Genomic DNA, 26300 nt, shown 5'->3' on the forward strand with positions numbered 1-26300 from the left:
GGCTTCAGGCGGCGTTGTAGGTCAGTGTTGTGTCAGGCGAACGAAGGAAGGTCTAGGCGAAGGCCTCGTCCGTGAAGGTCTGCAGCTCCTTCAGGTGGCGGCTCATCAGGCCCGCGGCGGTCGAGGCCGAGGCCGGACGGCCGACGTAGCGGGCGCGCTTGGACTTCACGTTCAGCTTCTCGAGCGTCAGTTCGATCCACGGATCCACGAAGGTCCAGCCGCCCATGTTCTTGGGCTCTTCCTGACACCAGACCAGTTCGGCGTTCGGGAAGCGGGCCAGTTCGGTCATCATCGACTTCATCGGCCAAGGGTAGAACTGCTCCAGACGCAGCAGATAGACGTCATCGACGCCCTTCTTCTCGCGCGCGTCGAGCAGGTCGTAATAGACCTTGCCCGAGCAGACCACGACGCGACGGATGTCCTTGTCGGCCTTGATCTTGATGCCCGAGATCTCGGGACGGGTCTGGGCGTCGTCGTGCAGGACGCGGTGGAAGGACGAACCCTCGGCCATGTCGGCGATGGACGAGACCGCCTTCTTGTGACGCAGCAGCGACTTGGGCGTCATGATGATTAGCGGCTTGCGGAACGGCCGCTGCATCTGGCGACGCAGGATGTGGAAGTAGTTGGCCGGGGTCGTGCAGTTGGCGACCTGGATATTGTCCTCGGCGCAGGCCTGAAGGAAGCGTTCGAGGCGGGCCGAGGAGTGTTCCGGACCCTGACCCTCATAGCCGTGCGGCAGGAGCATCGTCAGGCCGCTCATGCGCAGCCACTTGCGCTCGCCCGAGGTGATGAACTGGTCGATGACCACCTGGGCGCCGTTCACGAAGTCGCCGAACTGGCCTTCCCACATGACCATGGTGTTCGGGTCGGCGAGCGAATAGCCGTATTCGAAGCCGAGCACGGCCTCTTCCGACAGGGCCGAGTCGATGACCTCGAAATTGGCCTGGCCTTCGCGCAGGTTGTTGAGCGGGATGTACCGCTCCTCGGTGGTCTGGTCGATGATGCCCGAGTGGCGCTGCGAGAAGGTGCCGCGCACCGAATCCTGACCCGACAGGCGGACCGGGAAGCCTTCGTCCAGCAGGCCGGCGAAGGCCAGGCTCTCGGCCGTGGCCCAGTCGATCGTGCCGGCGGTCAGGCTCTCGCGACGCGCCTCGATGACGCGCTTGAGCGTCTTGTGCATGTCGATGGAGTTCGGGATGGTCGTCAGGCGGTGGCCGTAGTCCATCAGCTTCTCGGCCGGGATGCCGGTCTTGCCGCGACGCTCGTCGTCCTCGGCCAGGCCCACGCCCTTCCACTGACCGTCCAGCCAGTCGGCCTTGTCGGCCTTGAAGGTCTTGCCGGCCTCGAACTGTTCGTCCAGCCAGGCTTCCTGTTTGGCGACCAGGGCGTCGACCTCTGCCTCGGTCAGGACGCCTTCGGCGACCAGACGGGCGGCGTAGATTTCGCGCGTCGACCGCAGGGCGCGGATCTTCGAATACATCAGCGGCTGGGTGAAGGTCGGATCGTCGCCTTCGTTGTGGCCGAAGCGGCGGTAGCAGAACATGTCCACCACCACGTCCTTGTGGAATTTCTGGCGGTATTCGGTGGCCACCTTGGCGGCGAAGACGACCGCTTCCGGATCGTCGCCGTTCACGTGGAAAATCGGCGCCTGGACCATCAGGGCGACGTCCGAGCAATAGGGCGTCGAGCGCGAGTTGCGCGGCGAGGTAGTGAAGCCGATCTGGTTGTTGATGACGAAATGCATCGTCCCGCCGGTGCGGTAGCCCTTCAGACCCATCAGGGCGAAGCATTCGGCGACCACGCCCTGACCCGCGAAGGCGGCGTCGCCGTGGATCAGCAGGGGCATGACCTTGGACCGATCCAGCGCCCACTTGTTCTCGGGCACGCCGACATTGGCCTCACGGATGTCGAAGGCCTGTTTGGCGCGCGCCTTGCCCAGGACGACCGGGTTGACGATCTCGAGGTGCGAGGGGTTGGCGGTCAGCGACAGGTGGACGGTCTTGCCGTCGAACTCGCGGTCCGACGAGGCGCCCATGTGATACTTCACGTCGCCCGAACCCTCGATGTCCGAAGGCACGGCCGAGCCGCCCTGGAACTCGTGGAAGATGACCTTGTGGGGCTTGCCCATGACGGTCGCCAGGGTGTTCAGGCGGCCGCGGTGGGCCATGCCGATGACGATCTCGTCGATGCCGAGGGCGCCGCCGCGCTTGATCATCTGCTCCAGCGCCGGGACCATGGCCTCGCCGCCGTCCAGACCGAACCGCTTGGTGCCCGGGAAGCGCTTGTGGGAGAAGCGTTCGAAGCCCTCGGCCTCGATCAGCTTGTTCAGGATGGCTAGCTTGCCTTCCTTGGTGAAGCCGTTCTGTTCGAACTTGTCGGCGCCCTCGAAGCGCTGCTGCAGCCAGGCTTTTTCTTCCGGCTCGGCGATGTGCATGTACTGGATGCCGATATGGCCGCAGTAGGTGCGCTCCAGGATCGCCATCAGCTCGTTCACGGTCGCGTACTGCAGGCCCAGAACGCCGTCGAGGAAGATCGGGCGGTCCAGGTCGGCGGCGGTGAAGCCGTGGAAGGCGGGGGTCAGCTCGGGGTTGTCGATGGGCTGTTCGATGCCCAGGGGGTCGAGCTTGGCGTGCAGGTGACCGCGCACCCGGTAGGTGCGGATCAGCATCAGGGCGCGGATGGAATCGTGGGCGGCGGCGCGGACTTCGTCGGCGCTGACGCCGGCTGCGGCCGGAGCTGCAGCGGCAGGAGCGGCGGCTTTCGTGGGAGCGGCGCCGGCCTTCTTCGGATCAACCTTGGGGGCGGGCCACTGGCCGTCGAAGACGCCGGTCTCTTCGGTGGGCTCCAGGATGCCGTTGCGGCCCCAGCCGCCGGCCGCGCCCGAGGCCTTGACCACCGCGGCTGAGTCCTTGAGCTGGTCGAAGAAGCTGCGCCACTCGGCCGAGACGGAAGATGGGTCGGTCGCCCATTTCTCGTGGAGGTCCTCGATGAAGGCGGCGTTCGCGCCATAGAGGAAGCTGGTCTCGGCAAAGACCTGGTTCAGCCGACCGGCATCGTCCGCCATTTTCTCACGTCGTCCTTTTGGGGCCTCACGGTCACAACCGCGTGAGGCCAGCGCGGTTCATATAGGCGCTGTTTCCTTATGGGTCATGACCGAAGAGGGGCGAAACGATAAGAAATTGGTTCCGAGTGTAAACAAAAACGCCCCCGGCCGTGACCGGGGGCGTCTTCGATGCGGGTTTCCGGCACGATCGATGCCGAAACCGGTGTCATGCGGCTCGAGCGGAGCGACAATTCACCGCGATGTCTTTGGCTGAAGGGCCTTAGCCCTTCAGCACTTCGACCAGAGTCTTGCCGAGGCGGGCCGGCGAGGGCGACATCTTGATGCCGGCCGCTTCCATGGCCGCGATCTTGGATTCCGCATCGCCCTTGCCGCCCGAGACGACAGCGCCGGCGTGGCCCATGGTGCGGCCCTTGGGAGCGGTGCGGCCCGCGATGAAGCCGGCCATCGGCTTCTTGCGGCCCTTCTTCGCCTCGTCGATCAGGAACTGGGCGGCGTCTTCTTCCGCGCCGCCGCCGATTTCACCGATCATGATGATCGAGGTGGTTTCCGGGTCGGCCAGGAACAGTTCCAGGACGTCGATGAACTCGGTGCCCTTGACCGGGTCGCCGCCGATGCCGACGGCCGTGGTCTGGCCGAGGCCTTCGTTGGTGGTCTGGAACACGGCTTCATAGGTCAGGGTGCCGGAACGCGAGACGATGCCGACGTTGCCCTTCTTGAAGATATTGCCCGGCATGATGCCGATCTTGCACTCGTCCGGCGTCAGGATGCCGGGGCAGTTCGGGCCCAGCAGGCGCGACTTGGACTTCTCGAGGCGCGCCTTGACCTTGACCATGTCCAGCACCGGGATGCCTTCGGTGATGCAGGTGATGAAGGGCACTTCGGCGTCGATGGCCTCGATGATGGCGGCCGCGGCGCCCGACGGCGGGACATAGATGACCGAGGCGTCGGCGCCGGTCGCTTCCTTGGCTTCGGCGACCGAGGCGTAGATCGGCAGGGTCTCGCCGTGCGAGCCCGTCCAGTTGGTGCCGCCCTTCGACGGGTGGACGCCGGCGACCATCTGGGTGCCGTGATAGGCCAGGGCCTGTTCGGTGTGGAAGCCGCCGGTCTTGCCGGTCAGGCCCTGGACGATGATTTTCGTGTTCTTGTCGACGAGGATGGACATGGGTCTATCGATCTCTGGATGTGTCTGTCAGGGGCGGTAGGGGCTGAGCACGAGGCTCAGCCGACCGCCGCGACGATCTTCTGGGCGGCGTCGTCGAGGTCGTCGGCGGCCTGGATGGTCAGGCCGGATTCGTTCAGAATCTTCTTGCCCAGCTCGGCGTTGGTGCCTTCGAGGCGGACGACCAGCGGCACCTTCAGGCCCACTTCCTTGACCGCCGCGACCACGCCCTCGGCGATGACATCGCACTTCATGATGCCGCCGAAGATGTTGACCAGGATGCCCTGCACGTTCGGGTCAGCGGTGATGATCTTGAAGGCCGCGGCGACCTTCTCCTTGCCGGCGCCGCCGCCGACGTCACAGAAGTTGGCCGGCTCCTTGCCGTACAGCTTGATGATGTCCATCGTCGCCATGGCGAGGCCGGCGCCGTTGACCATGCAGCCGATGTTGCCGTCGAGCGAGACATAGGCGAGGTCCCACTTGGAGGCCTCGATCTCCTTGGCGTCTTCTTCCGTTTCGTCGCGCAGGGCGCGCATGTCGTCGTGGCGGAACAGGGCGTTGCCGTCGAACGAGACCTTGGCGTCCAAGACGCGCAGGTGGCCGTTCTCCATGACGATCAGCGGGTTCACCTCCAGCATGTCCATGTCCTTCTCGACGAAGGCCTTGTACAGGGCGGGGAACAGCGACTTGCCGTCTTCGGCGGCGTCGCCGGTCAGGCCGTAGGCGGCGTTGATCTTCGCCACGTCGGCTTCGGTCACGCCCGTGTCGGGGTCGATGACGATGTTCTGGATCTTCTCGGGGGTGTCGTGGGCGACAGCCTCGATGTCCATGCCGCCTTCGGTCGAGACGACGAAGGCGATGCGGCCGTACTGACGGTCGACCAGCAGCGAGCAATAGAGCTCGCGGGCGATGTCGGCGCCGTCTTCGATGTAGAGACGGTTGACCTGCTTGCCGGCTTCACCGGTCTGGGCGGTCACCAGGGTGTTGCCCAGCATTTCCTTGGCGTTCTTGACCACGTCCTCGATCGAGAAGGCGAGGCGGACGCCGCCCTTGGCGTCGGCGGGCAGTTCCTTGAACTTGCCCTTGCCGCGGCCGCCGGCGTGGATCTGCGATTTCACGACATAGAGCGGACCGGGCAGCTGCTTGGCGGCGGCTTCGGCCTCGTCAGCCGAGGTGATGGGAACGCCCGCGGCGACCGGAGCGCCGAAGCCCTTCAGGACCTGCTTGGCCTGATACTCGTGAATGTTCATGGATCCGACGTCCTGTGGCGGTGGCCTGGGGAAGAAAGTTGGCCGCGCTTATAGGCGTCGCTTGTTCGCAGGTGCAACCGTCTGTGATCACCCGTTACGCTATCGATCGGTTCAGGCCCGGTATGGAAGGGCCTTATCAGGGACTGTCCCTAGTCGACCCAGTCCTTCTTCAGCGTCCGCGAGGCGCCGAACAGCAGGATCGAGGCCAGGACGTAGAAGCCGACGCCGGTGTAGATGGCCCAGCGCAGGCTTTCCTCGCCGAAGGTCGGGGCCAGAAGGTCGCTCATCCAGCCGAAGTAGAAGAAGCCGACGGCCAGACCCAGCAGGTTGTTGATCAGCAGGAACAGGGCGGAGGCGGTCGAACGCATCGGGGCCGGGACCAGATGCTGGACCGCCGCCGTGACCGGGCCCAGCCAGGCCAGGTTCAGGCCGGTGGGGATCAGGAAGATCAGGAAGGCGATGGTCAGGGACAGGCCCTGTGACCCGCCACCGGGGATGATCTGCTGGATCAGCCAGGCCGAGTTCATGGCGAGGATGAAGCAGGGGCCGGAGATCAGGAAGGCCACGGCCGGGGTCAGGGGATAGGCGCCCTTGCCCCGCTTCGCCAGCTTGTCGGCGATCATCCCGCCCAGCCAGATGCCCGCCAGACCGCCGATCAGGGCGATGCCGGAATAGTACCAGGAGGTCTGTTTCAGGGTCAGGTCGAAGCTGCGCATGAAGAAGAGCGGCAGCCAGCCCGCGACACCGTAGCCGCAGACCGAGGAGGAGGCGGCGCCGAGTGCCAGCAGCCAGAAGCTGGGCTTCCTGACCACGACCGAGGCCGTGGCTTTGGCGATCATCAGCGAAATGCCGATGACGAGGGCGAGGCCGCCGCCGAAGGCCCAGACCAGGGGGTTGCCGAGGGCGACGCCCGCGAACTTGCCGAGGGCGGCGAGGATCATGCAGCCGGCGCCGAGACCCAGCATGATCAGGGCGGCGACGCGGCCGGGGCCGGTCGGGCCGGCGACGGCCGGAGCCGGCGCGGCGGTGGGGGCTGCGGCGACATCGCTGCCGCCGCGTTTCGGGTCGCGAATGGTCAGGCGAAGCAGGGGCGCCAGAAGCAGGCCGATCAGGCCCACGGCGATGAAGGCGGTGCGCCAGCCATAGGTCGCGGCCAGCAGGCCGCCGACCAGGGTCCCGGCCGCGGTGCCCAGAGGAATGCCGAAGGCGAAGGCGGCGAGGGCCCGGGCCCGATGCTGGGGCGGGAAATAGTCGGCGATCATGGAATAGGCAGGGGCCACGCCGCCCGCCTCGCCGACCCCGACGCCCATCCGGCACAGGAACAGCTGGCCGAACGAGCCCGCCATGCCGCACAGGGCGGTGAAGCCGGACCAGACGGCCAGGGCCCCGGTCATGATCCAGACGCGCGAGAAGCGGTCGGCCAGCCAGGCGAGGGGAATGGCGAGCGTCGAATAGACCGAGGCGAAGGCGATGCCGCCGAGCAGGCCGAACTGGCTGTCCGACATCTTGAACTCGGCCTTCAGAGGGGCCGCGAGAATCCCGATGATCTGGCGGTCCAGAAAATTGAGCATGTAGACGAGGACCAGAACCGCCAGGACGTAATAGCGGTATCCGCCCCGTTGTGCGGGGGCCTGCGGGGCGGTCGTGTCGGTCGTCGCCATGTCGCTTCCTCGGATTTTCTGGTTTTCGGTATGGTAACGGTCAGGCTGTGGACCGCAACGAAAAAGGGCGGCGGCCCTGCGTCGCAGGAGAACCGCCGCCCTTCTCTCGGGGGTTAGCGACCGACTATCGGCGCCAGGTCAGGCGGGCCGTGACGGTGCGCGGCGGGCCGTAGAAGGCGTCGATGGAGTTGTTGTAGGTGGCGCCGGCGAAGTTGTAGCCGCCGACCTTGTAGCGTTCGTCGGTCAGGTTCTTGCCGAACAGGCCCAGCTCCCAGGCGCCCGAGGGCGAGATCCAGGTCGCCGACAGATCGATCAGCGTATAGGCCTTCTGGTCGAGCACCGGATCCGGGGCGTCGAACAGGTGGTAGTCCGACCGGTAGGAGGCCGAGGGGGTGATGCGCAGTTCGCCGCCCGCCACCTGATCCGACCAGGTCAGGCCGAGATAGCCCGACCATTCCGGCGAGTTCTGCGGCTGGCGGGTGCTGGAGACGTCGACCGGCGTGCCGGTGGCCAGCGAGATGAATTTCTCGAACTCGTTCTTCAGATAGCCGACCGAGAAGTTGGCGGTGAAGTGGTCGTTGAAGAAGGCGGCGCCTTCCAGCTCGGCGCCGTAGATATGCGAGGCGCCGACGTTGTCGACCACCGAGGCGATGCCGACGGCCGGGGCCGTGGCGACCTGCTGGGTGGTGATCTGCTGGTCCTTGTAGTCGGCGTAGAAGATGGCCGAGGAGAAGCTCAGGAACCGGTCGAAGGCCGACCCCTTCAGGCCCAGCTCATAGTTGGTGACCGTTTCCGGCTCATAGCCGTTGACCGTCTGGGGCACGAGGGCCGCGTCGCCGCGCATGTCCCAGCCGCCGGACTTGAAGCCCTGGCTGACCGAGGCGTAGCCGGTCACGTCGTCCGAGAAGTCGTAGGAGACGCTGACGCGCGGGGTGAATTTTTCGAACGTCTTGGAGGCCGTGTAGTTGGTGCGGGTCGCGGCGATGGGGCGATCCACGCCGCCGGTGAACGGCGAGCGGGTGGCGCCGAGGTAGAACAGGCGAAGAACCTGGCCATCCTTGTCGTCGCGCGTGTAGCGGCCGCCGGCCGACAGGTGCAGGCGGTCGGTCAGGTCGTAGCTGAAGTCGGCGAAGGCCGAATAGGACTTGGTGTCGACCGAACCGGCGGCCGCGATCGACAGGCCGAGGTTTCCGGCGATGGTGTCGAAGGCGCCCGAGGCGGTGGCGTCCATGAAGAACAGGCCGGCGACGCCCGAGAGCCGCTCGCCCGTATAGAGCATCTGGAACTCCTGGGTGAAGGAGTGGTCCGAATAGAGGGCCGGGATGTCCAGGGTCGGCAGCGGCGTTTCATCGAAGTCGATGACGGTCTTGGTGTCGCCCGTCAGATAGGCGGTGATCGACTTCAGGGTAATCTTGTCGTTGAGCGTATATTCGCCGGTCAGGGAGACGCCGTCGGTCATCACCGACTGGTCGCCGGTCAGACCCGCCTGTGTGTCATAGACATCGGCCGGCGGCAGATAGCCGCCGACGGTCGAGGGCACTTCGCGGTGGCCGTGGCGCGGGGCCGAGTCGTCGTCGACGCGGTTGTAGGCCAGACGGAAGAACAGGTCGTCCGTCGGGGTCCATTCCGCGCTGAGGCGGTAGGCGGTGACGTCCTTGTTATAGTGCTCCTGACCGGTGGTCAGGTTGGTGCCGTAGCCGTCGCGGGTATAGCGGGCCACCGCGCCGCCGATGGCGAAGCTGTCGCCGAGCGGCACCGTCAGCGAGCCGAGGGCGTTGATCTCGCGATAGGAGCCCAGGTCGGCGCGCAGCATGGCCTCGGGCTCGTCGCCCAGGCGTTTGGTGACGTATTTGATCGCGCCGCCGATGGTGTTGCGGCCGTAGAGGGTGCCCTGCGGCCCGCGCAGGACCTCGATGCGCTGAATGTCGAAGATGTCCAGCACCGCGCCCTGGGGACGGGCGACATAGACGTCGTCGATATAGAGGCCGACGCCGGGCTCGAAGCCCCAGAGCGGATCCTGCTGGCCGACGCCGCGGATGAAGCTGATCAGGGTGGAGTTGGAGCCGCGGGCGATCTGGACCGTGGCGTTGGGTGTCTGCTGCTGCAGGACGGTGATGTCGGTGGCGCCCGTCTGTTCCAGGCGGGCGGCGCTCAGGGCCGTGACCGCGATCGGCACGTCCTTCAGCTGTTCATCGCGGCGACGGGCCGTGACCACGACGTCCTCGACCGAGGCCGTGTCGTCCTGCGGCGCCGCCGTCTGGGCGAAAGCTCCGGTCGAAATCGCACTCCACGCAGCGCCGGCCAGCAGCGCGCTCTTCACGAGTCTGTTCATTGGGGTCGTCCCGTTCCTGTTGTTTCCAGCCCATCGACGCCTTTATTCAGCGTTCAATGATTTTCTTGAACCTGACCCCGTTTCCGCGTTCTGTCAAACGGCCCAGCTTGAGCGAGGGTGACGTGGCGTCAGGCTGTGGCGCCGTTGCACCGGCGCCGGTCACAGGTCTAGCCTAGCGAAATGACCCAGCCTGCCCCTTCGCCGGCCCGTCGCGGCCGCCCGCCCAAGGCCGCCGGCGCCCCCGCCACCGACACCCGCGCCACCATTCTCGACGCGGCCGAGGACCTGTTCTCGAAACACGGCTTCTATGGCGTGACCATCCGCGAGGTGGCGCGCGAGGCCGGGGTCGATACGGCCCTGGTCCACTATTATTTCGGGGCCAAGCGCGAACTGTTCGACGCGGTCTTCATCCGCCGGGCCGAGGTCTGGAACAACGACCGCGTCGACGCCATCAACCGCTATGTCGAGACGGCAGGGGCCGCGGCGACTCTGGAAGGGCTGCTGGAAGCCTTCCTCAGGCCGCCGTTCGAATGGTCGCTGAAGGGCGGGCCGGGCTGGAAACACTATGCCGCCCTGGTGGCCCAGACCAACGCCAACCCGACCTTCGGCGGCGAGACCATGGCCCGCTATTTCGACCCGGCCATCCATCGGCTGATCGAGCTGATCCGGGGGCTGATCCCCGGGTCGAAGGACGTCGACCTCTACTGGGCCTATCACAATCTGTCGGGAGCCCTGACCCTGACGCTCGGCGAGACCGGGCGTCTGGACCGGCTGTCGGACGGCCTGTGCCGGTCGGGCGATCTGGAGAGCGCCTGCGACTATATGGTCCGGTTTGCGGCGGCGGGGATACGCGCGGTCTGCGGGCCGACGGTTGTGCCCCAGCAGGGTTGATTGCTGGAGCCTGATCTCGTCGGAAAACCGCTGACACTTTTCCGGATCAGGCTCTAGCCGAAGAACACCGCCCACATCAGCCGGCCGGGCAGAAAGGTGAAGCCGCCGGCGATCACCAGCCCGCCTATGAAAAGCGCGCCCATGGTGCGGCCGTGGGCGCGGATGCGGCCCGAGCGGACGTGCCAGATCCCCATCGGCAGGGCGATCAGGGTCCAGCCCGAGAGCAGGTGGATCAGGCTCAGGGCGCCGGGGTTCATGACCCGGATGAAGAAGGAGCTGATCGCCACCGTGGCCATGGCGATCACCCAGCTCCAGCCGATGACCCGGTGCGCCGCCGTCCCCTTGACCCCGATCATCTGGGCGGTCCCGAGCGCCAGGGCCGTCAGGGCAGCGACGATGTGAAGCTTGAGCACCCAGCCCTGGCGCAGGAGCAGGTCCCAGTCAGGAGCGTGACCGAACCGCCGCGAGATCAGGACCGCGCCCGCTCCGGCGGCGAGGGTCACCGCGGCCAGCAACAGCAGGCGGCGGGGCGTCCAGGTGGGGGCCGGAGGGGTTGCTGGGGCCGTGGCGGTCATGGGGAGGTCCTCGGTTGAGGTCCCCAACATGGCGGGATTTCAGGGTCGCCCAAACCGCCGCTTCGCCGATGACCGCCGCCGCTTCGTGAACGGACAGGCGGTGGAGTTCAGATCAGAAGACGCCGCGCAGGACGATGCGCTGGGTGGCGCCCGCCGGGGTCAGGTCGAAGGCGGCGGCTTCGAACGGCGGCATGCCGAACCGGGCGCGGGCCGCGTTCGAGAAGCCGAAGGGCTCGCGCGGAATGCCGATGCGGTTCTTGCTCAGCTTGCCGTCGCCATCCGTGTCCTGGAAGGCGGCGATGACGTAGCGGCCGGGCGGCATGTTGGAGACGAAGGCGCGAGTCACGTCGCCCGTGCGCTGCAGCGTCAGGGTCCGCACCGGGTTCTGGCTGCGACGATAGGAGTCCTCGTCACGATAGATGGCCACGGCGATCCGGCCGTTGGTCTGGGCGGTCTCGATCTCGACCAGCAGGGTGGCCTGGGTCGTGCTGCGCGTCGGGCGGCCTTGTGTCGGGGGGACGATAGGACGCGAAGGGGCCACGACCGGCGGCGGCGCGACCGTCGTGGTTGATGCCTCCGGAACCTCCGCCGTGGCGGCGGAAGAACCCGCGGCCGGGCTTGCGGATGAGGCCGACGGGGTCGTGGTCCCGGGCGCGACGGGAACGACATTGGCGGTGCGCGGCGGCGGCGCCATGGGCACCATGCCGGCCTGCTGGGCCACCACGGCATGCGCCGGGGCCATGACAAACAGGGTCGCGATGGCGAGGATGATCTTCATTCCAGGTGCGTTTCGTGGTCTCACAGCGTTATCGCCCCCGACCATGACGGCGAACAGCCGTCGAATGCAATGAGTCCCATCCTGAATTCCCCCAATCCGTCAAACGCATCGGTCGACAGAAGGCCCCCCTCCAAGCCTCTGACGCTAGGTCTGGTTCGCGGCATTGTCGTGGCGGCGGCGGCGGGCGGGGTCTTCGCCTTCATGGGCGCGTTCGGCACGGGCGAGGCGCCGTTCGGCCTGCGTCTGGCCTATTGGGTCCCGGTCATGCTGGCCGGCGCCTTCTGGGGCCATCTGTGTTCGCGGCTGATCGAGCGCTGGGTCGATCTGGACGAACGCCCCTGGCTGACGGTCGCGGCCCTGACCGCCGCCATCACCGGACCGGTCTCGGTTCTGGTCTGGGCCGTGACGGGGCTGATCTTCGAGGGCCATGTCTATGCCCTGTCAGCCCTGCCCTACATGCTGGTCCCGGTCGGGGTGGTGACGGCGACCCTGTCGGCCATCAATGTCTTCCTGTCGAAAGCTCAGCCGGTTCAGACCCATGCCGCCGAGGTCGGGGCGCCGGCCGCCCGCTTTCCTGACCGCCTGCCGCTCAAGCTGAGGGGCGCCGCCATCCGCGCGGTTCAGGCCGAAGACCATTATCTGCGCATCCACACCGATCGGGGTTCGGACCTGATCCTGATGCGGCTGTCCGATGCGCTGGAGGAGCTGGAAGGGCTGGAAGGCGCCCAGACCCACCGCAGCTGGTGGGTGGCGAAGGACGCCGTCCGCGACGTGGCCCGCGGCGACGGTCGCGCCACCCTGTCGCTTGAGGGCGGCCTGACCGCCCCCGTCAGCCGGCGCTACGCCGGGGCGTTGAGAGATGCGGGCTGGTATTAGGGTCTAACCTTTCCACGCTCCGTGGAAGCCTGCCGGCAGGGCGACGTCGGCCGTCCAGCTGGCGACGGGGCCGTCCGCCACATGGGCGGCCTCGAAGACGTGCAGCTCGGTCACGCCCTGACGCAGGTTGATGGCCGGGCCGACCAGCCAGGCGTCGCGCTCGGTTCGGGCGCCGGGCTTGGGCACGAAGACCGTCTCCTCGACGATATGGCTGATGCCGAACTCGAAGCTGTCGGACTTGCCCGAGGCCCAGTCCTGCACCGCCAGACCGGTCGGCAGGGGGCGGTCCGGGGTCTCGCCCGCCGTATGGGCGGTCAAGGTGCGTTTGAGGCCGGCGAAGCGCGGATTGGCCTTGGGGAACTCCCCGATCACGCCGCTGGAGACCATGTCGGCGTGGCCGTCGGCGTGGAGGGTGACCAGTTTGAGCACGGCGGGCTCGCCGGGGACGCGACCGCGCTGCTGGACCAGAACCCGGGCGCCCTCGACCGCGAACTGGACATCCTTGCCCGCCGCGACGTCGAACCGGATCGTGCCGTCCCGGTCCGCCCAGGCGTCGCCGAGATGGAAGAAGGAGAAGGTCGGCAGTTCGAAGATCCGGCTCTGCGTCAGGTCGGCCTTGTCCAGCACCAGGACCTGGGTTCCCAGCTCCGGCTTCCAGGCGAACTGGCTGGCGAAGGGCATGGCCCGGTGGTCGAACACCCAGGGCTGGAGCACGATCACCAGATGCCGGTCGGTGGCGGTGAAGTCGTGGAAATAGCTGTTGCGCGGCAGGCGCACGACCGAGGCGTCGATCAGGCCCCCGTCGGCCCTCAGATGCCAGACGATCATCTGGTCGCCGCTGGTCCCGACGTTCCAGACCGTGCCGTCGGGCGCATAGCGGGGGTGGGCCTGGAAGGGCATGCCCTTGAGGTCGTCGCGCAGGGTGACGAAGCTTCCGGTGGCGAGGCTGGCCGGGTCCATGGCCAGCGGGGAGCCACCCTCCCACAGAGCCCAGACCTTGTCGCCCGCGACCATGACCGAGGTGTTGGCGACATTGGCCGCGTCGTTGGAATCCACCCGGGCGCGGCGGTCGCCGGCCGTTCCGAAGCCGGGGGTGACGATGGCGTCGAGTTCCGTCTCATAGCGGCGCTTGGGTGTGTCGGCGAAGCGGGCCTGCAGCGTGGCCCGGCCGTCGCGGATGTCGAATGACCGCATCAGGCCGTCGCCGTCGAACCAGTGGGTCGCCGAGCCCCCCGGACGACGGAACTTGGCCGGCCCGTTCCTGAACAGCGTCCCCTCCAGCCCCGCCGGCGCCCGGCCGTGGGTCAGCCGCAGGGTCTGGGGCGCGACGTCGCCTTCGAGGTCGCGGGTGGCCAGAGCCCAGTCGGCGGTCGCGTCGAGCGCGGCGGCGGCGCGCACCATCTCGGGCGTGGCGACGGCGGCGGACAGGGCGGCGGCGCCCATCAGGAAGTTGCGGCGGGTGGGGGTCATGATCGCACTCGGCAGAAGGAGATTTGGAGAGGCGGGGGTTTGGGGGCTCAAGCAGCGCAAGGCGCGTTAGCCCCCAAGGAAGAAGCCGGGGGTCCGGGGGCTCAAGCAGCGCGAAGCGCGTTAGCCCCCAGAAGGAATGCGATCAGCGCAAGCTGATCGTCTGGGCCGTATCGCCCGTGACGGTGAAGTGGGCCTGGGCCCAGGTCGCCGGGCCCATATTGCCGCGGGCATTGTTGGAGAAGGCGTAGGGCTCGGTCGGCATGCCGAAGGGGTTGGTGTTCATCCGGCCGTCGCCGTTGACGTCGTGGAACGACTTCACCGCATAGTCGCCGGCGGGGACGGTGAAGGTCGCCGTGTGCTGGCCGGCGGCGACATCGATCATGGCCTGGGCGACCGGGGCGCCCTGACCGCCGTAGGCGGCCTCGCTCCCGAACAGGACGACCATGATCTCGCCCGTCGTGGCGGCGGTGTCGAAAGTCAGGGTGACGGTGGGCTCGTCCGCCGCGAAGGCGGGAGCGGCGACGAGGAGGGCGGCGAGGGTAAGGGCGGCGATCTTCATGGCGGCGATCCTGAGAGGAGAACCCGACGGCCGGGCTCCGATGTCCCGACCGTGCCGCCGCCCCTCTCGCCTCGCCACCGACTCTACGGCTGCGACCGTCCTCCGTTCGCGAACGACCACGCGCGTGCGTTCACGAAGCGCGGATGAACATGTCCTCACCATGCGCAGCGTGGGGAGGGGGACCGCCCGCCGCTTGGCGGGTGGTGGAGTGGGTTCTTCGCCAGCTACAGATCCGCTGTCCTGAAGGCAGGAAAGAGCCCCCTCCGTCACGCCGCCGAAGAGGCGCCGCGCCACCTCCCATCGCAAGCGCGATGGGAGGAGACTGTCAGTCCGCCTCTTCCTCGATGGCGTGGATCTGGTCGTCGTCGAGGCCGAAGTGGTGACCGATCTCGTGGATCAGGACGTGGGTGATGATCTCGGCCAGGCCCACGTCGCCGCGCTCGCACCATTCGTCGAGGATGGGGCGGCGATAGAGGAAGATGCGCGAGGGCTCGATCGCCGGTCCCATGGAGTCGCGCCGGCCGATGTCGACGCCGTGATACAGGCCGCTGAGCTCGAACGGGTCCTCGATGCCGAAGCTCGCCAGGGTCTCGTCGTCGGCGAAGTCGTCGATGCGGAACACCACCTCGCCCGCCGCCGCGCGGAATTCCTGCGGCAGGTCGGCGAAGGCCTGTTCGGCCAGCCGCGCGAAGTCGTCGAGCGAGGGGGCGAGCTGGTCGGTCCAGAGGGAGATCGGGGCGTCGGTCATGGAGTGCGGCCGGGAGTTTGTGATCGGTGAGGACGACGGATGTGGCGATGATCGGCGTCGATGGCCACGCGTCCGGATGGCGCAACCTGCGTCTGTCCGGCTCCGTATCACCAACGCCCATGCAAATCGCACGTCTTAAGCTATGGTGAATCATCGAATCGGCGGGTGAGGATTGATGGCGGAAGCCGAAATCGCCTTTGTGGCGGCGGCAGGCGCGGCGGGTCTGGCGTTGGCGGTCAGCGCCTGGGCCTGGCGGCTGCGCGGTCGGCTGGCCGCGCGCGAAGCCGAGGTCGAGGCCTGGGAGGCGGAACGGTCCGCCGCCCTGTCCGAACGCGACGGCGCCCTGACCGCGTTCGAGGACCTGCGTATCGGCCTGACCTCCGACGGCGGGGTGAACAGTCTGTTGGGGCCGACCGAAGCCGTGGTCGCGGCGCGCGCCGCCCTGTGTCCCGAGGATGAGGGCGCCGACGACGCCGTGGTTCTGGCCACCGCCGTCCACGCCGCCTGGCCCGGCCAGATCCGCGCCCTGGTCGAACAGGGCGACGCCTGCGACCTGCGCATCGACACCACGACCGGCAGCTGGGCCGTCGAGGGGCGGCTGTCGGGCGGGATCGCCTGGCTGAGACTCTATCCGATCCGGGCCATGGTCTCGGGCGTCGAGGCCAGCCTCGGCCTGCTGACCGACGCCTCGCCCGCCCCGACCTGGGTGATCGACGCCGAGGGCCGGCTGTTGTGGGCCAACCGCGCCTGGCTGGGCGAGGTGGATGCGGCCTCGCTGGAAGAGGCGCGCGACCGGGGGCTGGTCTTCGACCGCGGCGCCGAGGGGTTGCTGACCGAGGCCGGACGCATCGGGGTCCGGCAGGAGGGCTTCCGCTGGACGGCGGGCGGCGGGCGTCGTCGCGCCTGGCGGATCGTCGCCGAGCCTCTGGCCCGGACCGGAGCCCTGGCGGGCGCCGTTCTTGCCTTCGCCATCGACATGACCGAGGCCGAGGAGACGCGCGACACCCTGCGCCGTCACGTCGAGGCCCATGATGAGACCCTGAACCACCTGGCCGACGCCGTGGCCATCTTCGGCCCGTCCAAGCGGCTGGCCTTCCACAACGTCGCCTTCCAGCAGCTGTTCAACATCGACCCGGCCTGGCTGGACGAGCGGCCGACCCATGCCGAGCTGCTGGACCGGCTGCGCCAGAAGCGCCAGCTGCCCGAGGTCGTCGACTATGCGGGCTGGAAGGCCGGGGAGCTGGACTTCTACGGCGCGTCCGAGGCGGCGCCGGACGACAGCTGGTCCCTGCCCGACGGGCGGACGCTGCGTGTCGTGCGCCAGCCGCACCCGCTGGGCGGCATCCTGCTGCTGTTCTCGGACATCACCGACGAGCTGCAGCTGCGCAGTCGCTACAACGCCCAGATCCAGGTCCAGACCGCGACCCTGGACAAGCTGAACGACGCCGTCGCCGTGTTCGGTTCGGACGGGCGGCTGAGGTTGCACAATGAGGCGTTCGAGACCTTCTGGGACCTGTCGGCCGAACGTCTCGCCGAGGCCCTGGACTTCGACGCCGTCGCCGAACTGGCCAAACACACCCTGCCCGATCCGGCCCTTTGGCTGGGATTGAAGGCGCGGGTCGCAGATCCTGATCCCGAAAGCCGCGTGCCGATCTCGGGCGAGGGCCGCACTGCCGACGGCCGCATCGCCGCCTGGCAAACCCGCCCCCTGCCGGACGGCGCCACCCTGGTCGCCTTCTCCGACGTCACCGCCCGGCGCGAGCTGGAACAGGCCCTGGCCGCCAAGGCCGCGGCGCTCGAGGAAAGCCAGGCCCTGAAGCGGGAGTTCGTCGGCTCGGTCAGCTATGAGCTACGTACGCCCCTGACGACCATCGTCGGTTATTCCGAGCTTCTGGAGACGCTCGGCAATCTGAACGAGCGCAACCGCCAGCACGCCGGCGCGATCCGCGTCGCCGCCAGCCAGCTGGCCCGTTCGATCGACGACGTTCTGGACATGGCCCAGATCGACGCCGGGGAGATGGAGCTGGCGCTGGGCGACGTGCGCATCGACGACATGTTCGCCGCCGCCGCCGAACGCTATCGTCCGCGCATCGAGGGCCGCGGCGCCCGGCTGATCGTCCATCCGGTGGAAACAACCAGCGCCATTCGCGGCGACGCCCGCCGCATCGCCCAGGCCCTGGATCATCTGCTGGAGAACGCCACCCGCTCGGTCGCCGAGGACGGGGTGGTGACCCTGCGCGCCGAGGGCAATCCGTCGGAGGTCCGCATCCGCGTCGAGGACACCGGCCGGGGTATTCCCTATCACCTGCAGGCCCATGTCTTCGACCGCTTCGTGCGTCGCGATCGGGGCGGGCCTGGCGTCGGACTGGCCCTGGTCAAGGCGCTGGTGGAACTGCACGGGGGCTGGGCCGAGGTCGAAAGCGAGCCTGGCAAGGGCGCGGCCTTCATCCTGCACCTGCCCGTCGACGCCCAGAGCGACGCGGCGGCGCCGGAGCTGCAGCTGGGCTGACCGGATTTCAAAGCCCGAAGGAACGGGATAGAGGAGCCGGATGACCGAGCTTCTCAAGACCGCCATCATCTACGACTTCGACGGCACCCTCGCGCGGGGGAATATGCAGGAAGTGACCTTCATCCCGTCGCTGGGCATGGGGATCGGCGACTTCTGGGGCGAGGCGGACCGGCTGACCAAGTCGAACGACGCCGACAACATCCTGATGTACATGCAGCTGATGCTGCAGCGGGCGCGCGAGCACGGCGCCCCGATCACCCGCAAGCTGCTGGCCGGCCACGGCGAGGACGTGAAGCTGTTCGACGGGCTGAAGTCGGACCTGACCGGCAAGGGCTGGTTCGAGCGGATCAATGAGATCGGAGCGCGATACGGCCTCGATATCGAGCACTACATCATCTCGGCGGGGCTGGAGGAGATGATCGACGGCTGTCCGATCCGCGACGCCTTCCACCACGTCTTCGCGTCGAAATTCGCCTATGACGACACGGGCACGGCGATCTGGCCGGCGGTCGGCGTCAACTACACGACCAAGACCCAGTATCTGTTCCGCATCAACAAGGGCGTGCTGAACCACTGGGACCACGAGCGGATCAACAAATTCGTCGCCGACGACGACCGGCCCGTGCCGTTCGAGCGGATGATCTTCCTCGGCGATGGGGACACCGACGTCCCCACCATGAAGATGATGCATACCAAGGGCGGCTTCTCGATCGCCGTCTATGACCCGCAGAACACCGCCCGCGACCAGAAGAAGGTCTACAGCCTGATCTCCGAGGACCGGGTCAATTTCGTCGCCGCGGCCGACTATCGCGAGGGCCAGCCGCTGGACCTGATCGTCAAGGGGCTGATCGGCCGGATCGCCATCACCGCCGGGGTTATGCCGGCCAGCGAGGCCTGAAGCCTACTTCAGCTTCGCCTCGAAGACCTTGAGCAGCTTGCCCCAGCCGTCGGCGGCGGCGTCGGCCTTGTAGCTGGCGCGGTAGTCGGCGTGGAAGCCGTGCTGGGCGCCCGGATAGACGACGATCTCGCTGGTGGTGTTCCCGGCGCTGCGCAGGGCCGCGCGCATGGCCTCGACGGCGGTCTGGGGGATGCCCTGATCCAGCTCGCCGTAGAGGCCGAGCACCGGGCATTTCAGATCGTCGGCCAGATCGACGGGCCAGGGCGTGCCCGCCGAGGCCTGTTCGGGGGTGGCGGTCGCCGAGGGGGCCAGCTGGCCGTACCAGGCGACGCCCTGGTCGAGAACGGGGAAGCGGGCGCAGGCCTGCCAGACGACCTTGCCGCCCCAGCAGTAGCCGGTGATCCCGACCTTGTCGCCATTGGCCCAGAGCTGGCCGCTGGCCCAGTCCAGCGTCGCCGAGACGTCGCCCATGACCTGTTCGTATTTGGCCGCGCCGACGATCTGGCGGATGCGGGTCATGTCGGACAGGGGCGCCGGGTCCTCGACGCGGACGAAGAAGGCCGGGGCGATGGCCGCATAGCCCTGCTTGGCCAGCCGACGGCAGATGTCCTGGATATAGGCGTGGACGCCGAAGATCTCCGACACCACGATCACCACGGGGAAGGGACCGTCACCCTCGGGCCGGGCCACATAGGCGGGGAGGGCGAAGCCGTCGGGGGCCGGATAGGTCACGTCGGCGGTGGTCAGATCGTGGGAATCCGTGACGACGGGCTCGGCCGACTGGGCCAGGGCCGCGACCGCATACTGGCTGAAGAAGAGGCCGCCGACGGTCGCCGCGCCGAGCGTCCGGCGCGAGAATTTCAGGTCTTCGGCGGTCTGGCCTTCGGGACGGATCAGGACGGTCATGCGGCGCTCCGGAACAGGTCGATTGAATGCGGTCCGGACCTTGATCCCGGTTCGGGCGACCGTCGAGTCCCTAAAGCGCCCGGCGCAGTGTCAGATTGAGGCGCCCCCCGCCGGGGATCAGCCGTGACGACCCCTCCAGCACCCGGTCGATCCCGTGCCGCGCCAGCCTTGCAGGCCCGGTCAGGGCGCAGACGTCGCCGGAGGTCAGGCGGAAGGTCCGCGTGGGGCCGCCCCCGGCCGGGCCGATGCGGAAGCTCGCCGTGTCGCCGAGCGAGACCGACAGGACGGGCGCGGCATGGTCCTGTTCGTCGCGATCCTGATGCAGGCCCATCTTCGCCCTCTCGCGGTAGAGGTTGACCAGACAGGCATCCGGCGGCGTCGGCCAGCCGGTCAACTGGTCCCAGAGGTCGAGCAGTATGGGCGGGATCGGCGGCCATGCGGCGCCCGTCTCGGGGTGGGTCGGCTGATAGCGATAGCCGTTCCGGTCCGAGACCCAGCCCAGCGGGCCGAGGTTGGTCATCCGCACCGAGAAAGGCCGACCGCCGGGCGTGACGGGCCGGTAGAGGGGCGCGGCCTCCATGGCGGCGAAGACCTGATCAACGAGCGCGGCCTGTTCCGCGTCGGTCAGGGCGGCGGGCCACAGGCGGAAGCCGGGCAGGCCGGTGGGGATTTCGGAGGGCGGGGTCACGGTGACAGTCTATCCGGCGCGAGCCCCCTCAGTCTCCTCGCAAGAGCTCGGAGCCACCTCCCCCGATGGGGGAGGATCGGGTCAGGCGTAGAGGGCCACGAACATCCCGGCGGCGGGGGAGGAGTTGCGGATGTCGCGGTCCATCTTTTCCAGCGCCTTGTCGATGTCCTTGAGGCCCTCCTCGGTCTCCTTGAAGGCCTTCTTGGTCTCATCATCGGGGCCCTTGAGGGCGGTCTGGATCCTGGCCTTGGTCAGGAGGTCGCGGATGACCTTGCCGACACCGCGCACCAGTTTGACGAAGTCCATATCGCCGGCGGCCTCCGAGCCGCTGACCTCGTCGCGCATCTTCTCGTAGATGTTGCGGGGGTCGACGATGGCGGCTGTGGCGGCGGGAGTGGCCCTTGCATCGGACGGGACAGCCGCGTCCGCGGCCGCTTCGGCGTCCTGTGTTTCGGCAGGGGCGGCAGCGGCTTCCCCTTCAGCTCCCTCAGCGGCGGAGGCCTTTTCCGACGGCTCTTCGGCGGGATCGGAAGCGGCGGCGGGCGTGGGGGCGGTCCCGGAAGCGCCGCCGAGGTCGCGGGCGGCGCCGCCCGCGTCGGCATAGGCCTTGATGGCTGATTTCAGGTCTTTGGTGATGGCGGCCAGCTGTTTGGCCATGACCTGGGGATTGTCGGAGGCGAACTGTTTCAGGGTCCGGATGCGTTCGATCAGGGCCATGACCTGGGCCTTCGCCTGGGCCTTGAGCGATGAACGTCGCTCCTTCTGCATATCCTCGAGCGCGGTCGCGGCGGTGCGGGCGGCCTCGGTCTTTTCGGAGGCCTTGTCGGCGGCCTTTGACGATGCAGCGGAGTCCGCCTTCAGGAGCGCAGCGAGGGTCGTGGCGGGCTTTTCGGCCGCCGCCTTCAGGTCTGTTTTGAAACCCATGGCCGGTCGGGCGAGGGTCAGTGTGGCGAGCGTCATCGGATCCGAGCTTTCTGCTGGAAGCCCGGATCCTGACACAGAGAGACTAAGCGGGGCTTTACGCGCCGCGTCGGTATTCAGTTACCGCGTGTAATAGTAGTCCGCGATCTGGCAGACGTTGATGCCGCGGCGTTCGAGGACCTGGCCGTTGGTGAACTCGGCGCGGAAATCGTAGATGCAGGCGCCCGAGCCGTCGTCGATGTTGACGGTCCAGTTGCGGCCCGAATCCAGGGTGTCGCGGCCCAGGATGTCTTCTTCCCAACTGTCGGTGCGGGCGTCCGACGCATAGAAGCGCAGCATGGTCCAGCCGGTCTGGTTGTGGATGGTGACGCGGCGGTTATAGCCGTCGCGCGACTGGGCGACCTTGAGCACCGCCAGCGGTTTGGCGACGAGGGTCGCCTGACCCGGCTCTGCGGCGATGGCCGCCGTCGAACCGGCGCCGATCAGGGCGAGGCCGATCAGGGCGTTGCGGGCGATGGAAGCGAAACTGGTCATGGCGTGATCCTTTCCCCGGACGGCAGGCCGTGGCGGCGTCCGTCGATGAGGAAACCTATCGCTGTTCCGCCAGAAGGGCTCCTGACGGGGTCTGACGACGGCTGACGGAGCCTGACTCGGGGCCTGATTTCCGGGTCTGAAAGGGCAAAGAGTCCTCGGGTTGAATCCCGACGTTGCACATCAAGGCCTTGCGGGGCATGAGGGCTTTCCCATATCCGCACCAGCCGGAGAGGCCCCGAAATCACCGGGGGCTTTCCAACGGAAAACCATCCACCGTCCCTTTCGCGAGGGACATCACGACCAACCGGGGACGGTCACGCGCGGCGCTTAGCTTGAAAAGGCCGCCGCACCGCCCGCCAGACGGAGAGACAATAGAGCCCATGGGCAAGATTATCGGTATCGACCTCGGCACGACCAACTCGTGCGTCGCGGTCATGGAAGGCAAGAACCCCAAGGTCGTCGAGAACGCCGAGGGCAACCGCACGACCCCGTCGGTCGTCGCCATCCAGGACGCGGGCGAGACCCTGGTCGGCCAGCCGGCCAAGCGCCAGGCGGTCACCAACCCGACCAACACCTTCTTCGCCATCAAGCGCCTGATCGGCCGCAACTTTGATGACCCCGTCGTGGCGAAGGACAAGGGGATGGTCCCCTATGAGATCGTCAAAGGTCCGAACGGCGACGCCTGGGTGCGCGCCAACGGCAAGGACTATTCGCCCCAGCAGATCTCGGCCTTCACCCTGATCAAGATGAAGGAGGCCGCCGAGGCCTTCCTCGGCGAGAAGGTGACGCAAGCCGTCATCACTGTGCCCGCCTACTTCAACGACAGCCAGCGTCAGGCGACCAAGGACGCCGGCAAGATCGCCGGCCTGGAAGTGCTGCGCATCATCAACGAGCCGACCGCGGCGGCCCTGGCCTATGGCCTGGACAAGAACGACGGCCAGAAGATCGCCGTCTACGACCTGGGCGGCGGCACCTTCGACGTCTCGGTTCTGGAAATCGGCGACGGCGTCTTCGAGGTGAAGGCGACCAACGGCGACACCTTCCTGGGCGGCGAGGACTTCGACCTGCGTCTGGTCGACTATCTGGCCGACGAGTTCAAGAAGGAGCAGGGCGTCGACCTGCGCTCGGACAAGCTGGCCCTGCAGCGCCTGAAGGAAGAGGCTGAAAAGGCCAAGAAGGAGCTGTCGTCCACGACCTCCTACGAGGTCAATCTGCCGTTCATCACCATGAACGCCTCGGGCCCGCTGCACCTGAACATCAAGCTGTCGCGCGCCAAGCTGGAAGCCCTGGTCGAAGACCTGATCGCCCGCACCATCGAGCCCTGCAAGAAGGCCCTGGCCGACGCCGGCCTGAAGGCTTCGGACATCGATGAAGTTGTCCTGGTCGGCGGTATGACCCGCATGCCCGCCGTGCAGGAAGCGGTGAAGAAATTCTTCGGCAAGGAACCCCACAAGGGCGTGAACCCTGACGAAGTCGTGGCCCTGGGCGCCGCCGTTCAGGCCGGCGTTCTGCAAGGCGACGTCAAGGACGTGCTGCTGCTGGACGTGACCCCGCTGACCCTGGGCATCGAAACCCTGGGCGGCGTCTTCACCCCGCTGATCGAACGCAACACGACGATCCCGACCAAGAAGAGCCAGGTCTTCTCGACCGCCGACGACAACCAGTCGGCCGTGACGATCCGGGTCTTCCAGGGCGAACGCCCGATGGCGGCGGACAACAAGGTCCTGGGTCAGTTCGACCTGATGGGCATTCCGCCGGCGCCGCGCGGCCTGCCGCAGATCGAGGTCGCCTTCGACATCGACGCCAACGGCATCGTCCACGTCACCGCCAAGGACAAGGCGACCAACAAGGAACAGTCGATCCGCATCCAGGCGAACGGCGGCCTGTCGGACGCCGACATCGACAAGATGGTCAAGGAAGCCGAGGCCAACGCCACGGCCGACAAGGCCAAGAAGGATCTGGTCGAGGCGAACAACGCCGCCGAAAGCCTGATCCACTCGACCGAGAAGGCCCTGGCCGAGCACGGCGACAAGGTCGGCGCCGACGAGAAGGGCGCGATCGAAACCGCCCTGGCCGATCTGAAGGCGGCCAAGGAAGCCGGTACGGACCCGGAAGACATCCGCGCGAAGACCAACACTCTGGTCCAGGCCTCGATGAAGCTGGGTGAGGCCATGTACGCCCAGTCGGCCGGTTCGGGCGACGACGCCACGGCCACCGCCGACGACGGCGTGGTCGATGCCGAGTTCGAGGAAGTCGACGGCGACGACGACGAGAAGAAGAGCGCGTAAACAACACGCTCTGTAAATGTGAGGGCCCCGCTTGTCAGACGGCAGCGGGGCCTTCTTTTATGAAGGTTGCATCACACGGCCCGCTTACCATGTGTCTGACAGGCACTGACTGGGTCACGGACCGCGCCGATCGCCCGCAGAGGCGACGCCGGACCGACAAGGGATAGAGGACGAGTTCGCCCGATGGCGCGTGACTATTACGAGATTCTGGAGGTCGAGCGGACTATCGACGCCGCCGGTCTGAAATCCAGCTATCGCAAACTGGCCATGATCCACCATCCGGACCGCAACGGCGGCTCCGAAGAATCCATGGCGAAGTTCAAGGAAATCTCCGAGGCCTATACCGTCCTGTCGGACGAGCAGAAGCGCGCCGCCTATGACCGCTACGGCCATGCGGGCGTGAACGGCGGCGGGGGCGGCGGCTTCGGCGGGGGCCAGCAGGGCTTCCACGACGTCAACGACATCTTCTCCCAGGTCTTCGGCGACGCGTTCGGGGACGTCTTCGGCGGACGCGGCGGCGGTCGGCAGAACAACGGCCCGCGTCGCGGCTCGGACCTGCGCTACGACCTCGAGATCACCCTGGAGCAGGCCTACAAGGGCGCCGAGGTCGAGATCTCGGTCCCCTCGACCCTGACCTGCGAAACCTGCGAGGGCACGGGCGCCAAAAAGGGCTCCAAGCCGACCACCTGTTCGACCTGCGCCGGTCAGGGCCGGGTGCGTCAGGCCAACGGCTTCTTCCAGGTGGAGCGCACCTGCCCGAGCTGCGGCGGCGCCGGCCAGAAGATTTCGCAGGCCGATGTCTGCACGACCTGTCACGGCCACGGTCAGGTCCGCAAGACCCGCACCCTGAACCTGAAGGTTCCGGCGGGGGTGGACGACGGCTCGCGCATTCGCCTCACGGGCGAGGGCGACGCCGGCCAGCGGGGCGGTCCGCGCGGCGACCTCTATGTCTTCCTGTCGGTGCAGCCGCACGAGCTGTTCGAGCGCGACAACCTCGACCTCCTGTGCACCGTGCCGGTGCCGATGACGGTCGCGGCCCTGGGCGGCGAGATCGAGGCGCCCTGCCTGGTCTCCGAAGCCTGCGACGGCCAGTGCAAGGCCCCGGTGGTCGTTCCCGCCGGCGCCCAGACCGGCAAGACCGTCCGCATCAAGGGCAAGGGCATGCCCCACCTGAACGGCCGCCAGCGCGGCGATCTGGTGGTCGAGCTGTTCGTCGAGACCCCGACCGACCTGACCCCGCGCCAGAAGGAGCTGATGCAGGAACTGGCCCAGTCGTTCGGCGAGAGCCAGAACCCGCGCAACACCTCCTTCGCCGGCAAGGCCAAGCGCTTCTGGGCCGATATTCTCGGTTCCGAGCCGGATCCCTCGAAAGAGACTGCGGCGTAAGCCGGTTCGTGCTTAGAGTGCGTCGATGAGCGGAATCTTTCATGCCGGTATCTCCGGCGCACGCGGCCGGATGGGCCGTGCGGTCGATCAGGTCCTGGACGAGCGCGACGATGTCATGGTCGCGGTGCGGTTCGACTGGGGCGAGACCCCCGACCTGAGCCTGTGTGACGTAGTCATCGACTTCTCGACGGCCGAGGCCTCGACGGCGCTCGCCGAACTGGCGGCCGAACGCGGCGGCCCGGCCCTGGTCATCGGCTCGACCGGCTTTTCGCCCGAACAGGACGCCCGCATCGTCAAGGCGGCAGAAAAGGTCGCCATCGTGCGCAGCGGCAACTATTCGCTGGGCGTCAACATCCTGATCGGTCTGGTCGAGCACGCCGCCCTGCGGCTGGACGCGCGCGACTGGGACATCGAGGTGATCGAGGCCCATCACCGGCTCAAGGTCGACGCCCCCTCGGGCACGGCCCTGATGCTGGGCGAGGCGGCGGCCAACGGGCGCGGCCACGACCTCGAGGAGGTCCGTCAGAAGCCCTATGACGGCATCACCGGCGAGCGTGAGCCGGGCAAGATCGGTTTCGCCTCCATCCGCGGCGGCGGCATCGTCGGCGAACACACTGTGCTGTTCGCCTCCAAGGACGAGACCCTGACGCTGAGCCACTCGGCCATCGATCGCAGCCTGTTCGCCAAGGGCGCGGTGGCTGCGGCCGCCTGGGTCCGCACGCGCCGCCCCGGCCTCTACGACATGCAGGACGTGCTTGGCTTCAGACAGGCGTAGCCTGTCTGATCCTTGTTTGGGTCGCTGAGCGA

Annotated in this window: 21 protein-coding genes; 7 read left to right on the top strand and 14 right to left on the bottom strand. The window is 67.5% G+C overall.

The features are described from left to right. Positions 1–52: 52 nt before the first annotated feature. The 5 genes from AC1ROD_RS01355 to AC1ROD_RS01375 all read right to left on the bottom strand — a co-directional run bounded on the left by AC1ROD_RS01355 (position 53) and on the right by AC1ROD_RS01375 (position 9466). Positions 53–3064, bottom strand: coding sequence for a 2-oxoglutarate dehydrogenase E1 component (locus tag AC1ROD_RS01355; RefSeq protein WP_492946469.1), 3012 nt, complete (start codon positions 3062–3064; stop codon positions 53–55). A gap of 259 nt (positions 3065–3323) precedes the next feature. Next, on the bottom strand, positions 3324–4226 hold the full coding sequence (gene sucD, locus AC1ROD_RS01360) for a succinate--CoA ligase subunit alpha (protein ID WP_492034655.1): 903 nt from the start codon (positions 4224–4226) through the stop codon (positions 3324–3326). 56 nt (positions 4227–4282) lie between these two features. Continuing rightward, positions 4283–5473 (bottom strand): ADP-forming succinate--CoA ligase subunit beta, encoded by a 1191-nt coding sequence (gene sucC, locus AC1ROD_RS01365; RefSeq protein WP_492946470.1) that lies wholly within the window; start codon positions 5471–5473, stop codon positions 4283–4285. 149 nt (positions 5474–5622) lie between these two features. After that, positions 5623–7134 (bottom strand): spinster family MFS transporter, encoded by a 1512-nt coding sequence (locus AC1ROD_RS01370; protein ID WP_492946471.1) that lies wholly within the window; start codon positions 7132–7134, stop codon positions 5623–5625. 124 nt (positions 7135–7258) lie between these two features. Further along, a complete protein-coding gene (locus AC1ROD_RS01375; RefSeq protein WP_492946472.1) occupies positions 7259–9466 on the bottom strand; it encodes a TonB-dependent receptor in 2208 nt (735 codons plus the stop codon). Between the two features lie 180 nt (positions 9467–9646). Between AC1ROD_RS01375 and AC1ROD_RS01380 the strand changes: the two genes are divergently transcribed. Further along, complete coding sequence (locus AC1ROD_RS01380; protein WP_492946473.1) at positions 9647–10357, top strand: TetR/AcrR family transcriptional regulator; 711 nt, start codon at positions 9647–9649, stop codon at positions 10355–10357. A gap of 53 nt (positions 10358–10410) precedes the next feature. Here AC1ROD_RS01380 and AC1ROD_RS01385 read toward each other — a convergent pair whose 3' ends face one another. Both AC1ROD_RS01385 and AC1ROD_RS01390 read right to left on the bottom strand, forming a co-directional pair. After that, a complete protein-coding gene (locus tag AC1ROD_RS01385) occupies positions 10411–10932 on the bottom strand; it encodes a DUF2306 domain-containing protein (RefSeq protein ID WP_492946474.1) in 522 nt (173 codons plus the stop codon). 112 nt (positions 10933–11044) lie between these two features. Continuing rightward, positions 11045–11710: a DUF2141 domain-containing protein gene (locus AC1ROD_RS01390; protein ID WP_492946475.1), complete on the bottom strand. Its 666-nt coding sequence runs from the start codon at positions 11708–11710 to the stop codon at positions 11045–11047. A gap of 69 nt (positions 11711–11779) precedes the next feature. Here AC1ROD_RS01390 and AC1ROD_RS01395 point away from each other — a divergent pair, with 69 nt between their 5' ends. Then, positions 11780–12586, top strand: a complete 807-nt coding sequence (locus AC1ROD_RS01395) for a LytTR family DNA-binding domain-containing protein (protein WP_492946476.1) — start codon at positions 11780–11782, stop codon at positions 12584–12586. 3 nt (positions 12587–12589) lie between these two features. Here AC1ROD_RS01395 and AC1ROD_RS01400 read toward each other — a convergent pair whose 3' ends face one another. The 3 genes from AC1ROD_RS01400 to AC1ROD_RS01410 all read right to left on the bottom strand — a co-directional run bounded on the left by AC1ROD_RS01400 (position 12590) and on the right by AC1ROD_RS01410 (position 15363). Further along, positions 12590–14056, bottom strand: coding sequence for a carotenoid oxygenase family protein (locus tag AC1ROD_RS01400; protein WP_492946477.1), 1467 nt, complete (start codon positions 14054–14056; stop codon positions 12590–12592). 142 nt (positions 14057–14198) lie between these two features. After that, on the bottom strand, positions 14199–14615 hold the full coding sequence (locus AC1ROD_RS01405) for a DUF2141 domain-containing protein (RefSeq protein WP_492946478.1): 417 nt from the start codon (positions 14613–14615) through the stop codon (positions 14199–14201). A gap of 325 nt (positions 14616–14940) precedes the next feature. Beyond that, positions 14941–15363, bottom strand: coding sequence for a metallopeptidase family protein (locus tag AC1ROD_RS01410; RefSeq protein WP_492946479.1), 423 nt, complete (start codon positions 15361–15363; stop codon positions 14941–14943). 175 nt (positions 15364–15538) lie between these two features. Here AC1ROD_RS01410 and AC1ROD_RS01415 point away from each other — a divergent pair, with 175 nt between their 5' ends. Then, the gene (locus AC1ROD_RS01415; RefSeq protein WP_492946480.1) at positions 15539–17872 is read left to right on the top strand and encodes a sensor histidine kinase; all 2334 of its coding nucleotides are present in this window, start codon (positions 15539–15541) and stop codon (positions 17870–17872) included. Between the two features lie 40 nt (positions 17873–17912). After that, positions 17913–18770, top strand: a complete 858-nt coding sequence (locus AC1ROD_RS01420) for an HAD family hydrolase (RefSeq protein WP_492946481.1) — start codon at positions 17913–17915, stop codon at positions 18768–18770. Between the two features lie 3 nt (positions 18771–18773). Here the strand turns inward: AC1ROD_RS01420 and AC1ROD_RS01425 are convergent, their stop codons facing one another. The 4 genes from AC1ROD_RS01425 to AC1ROD_RS01440 all read right to left on the bottom strand — a co-directional run bounded on the left by AC1ROD_RS01425 (position 18774) and on the right by AC1ROD_RS01440 (position 21819). Beyond that, positions 18774–19676, bottom strand: a complete 903-nt coding sequence (locus AC1ROD_RS01425; protein WP_492946482.1) for a dienelactone hydrolase family protein — start codon at positions 19674–19676, stop codon at positions 18774–18776. A gap of 70 nt (positions 19677–19746) precedes the next feature. Continuing rightward, entirely contained in the window at positions 19747–20364 is a 618-nt protein-coding gene (locus AC1ROD_RS01430; RefSeq protein ID WP_492946483.1) for an alpha-ketoglutarate-dependent dioxygenase AlkB family protein, read from the bottom strand. 81 nt (positions 20365–20445) lie between these two features. After that, the gene (locus tag AC1ROD_RS01435; RefSeq protein WP_492946484.1) at positions 20446–21324 is read right to left on the bottom strand and encodes a hypothetical protein; all 879 of its coding nucleotides are present in this window, start codon (positions 21322–21324) and stop codon (positions 20446–20448) included. Between the two features lie 81 nt (positions 21325–21405). Further along, positions 21406–21819 carry a hypothetical protein gene (locus tag AC1ROD_RS01440; protein WP_492946485.1) on the bottom strand — a complete coding sequence of 138 codons (414 nt, stop codon included), beginning with the start codon at positions 21817–21819 and terminating at the stop codon, positions 21406–21408. Between the two features lie 380 nt (positions 21820–22199). On the opposite strand from AC1ROD_RS01440, the gene dnaK reads away from it, so the two are divergent. The 3 genes from dnaK to dapB all read left to right on the top strand — a co-directional run bounded on the left by dnaK (position 22200) and on the right by dapB (position 26268). Further along, positions 22200–24107 (top strand): molecular chaperone DnaK, encoded by a 1908-nt coding sequence (gene dnaK, locus AC1ROD_RS01445; RefSeq protein ID WP_492946486.1) that lies wholly within the window; start codon positions 22200–22202, stop codon positions 24105–24107. 183 nt (positions 24108–24290) lie between these two features. Next, on the top strand, positions 24291–25493 hold the full coding sequence (dnaJ, locus tag AC1ROD_RS01450; RefSeq protein WP_492946487.1) for a molecular chaperone DnaJ: 1203 nt from the start codon (positions 24291–24293) through the stop codon (positions 25491–25493). Between the two features lie 25 nt (positions 25494–25518). After that, positions 25519–26268, top strand: coding sequence for a 4-hydroxy-tetrahydrodipicolinate reductase (gene dapB, locus AC1ROD_RS01455; protein ID WP_492034687.1), 750 nt, complete (start codon positions 25519–25521; stop codon positions 26266–26268). Positions 26269–26300: the final 32 nt, after the last annotated feature.

Source organism: Brevundimonas sp. GW821-FHT12E07, from assembly GCF_058807035.1.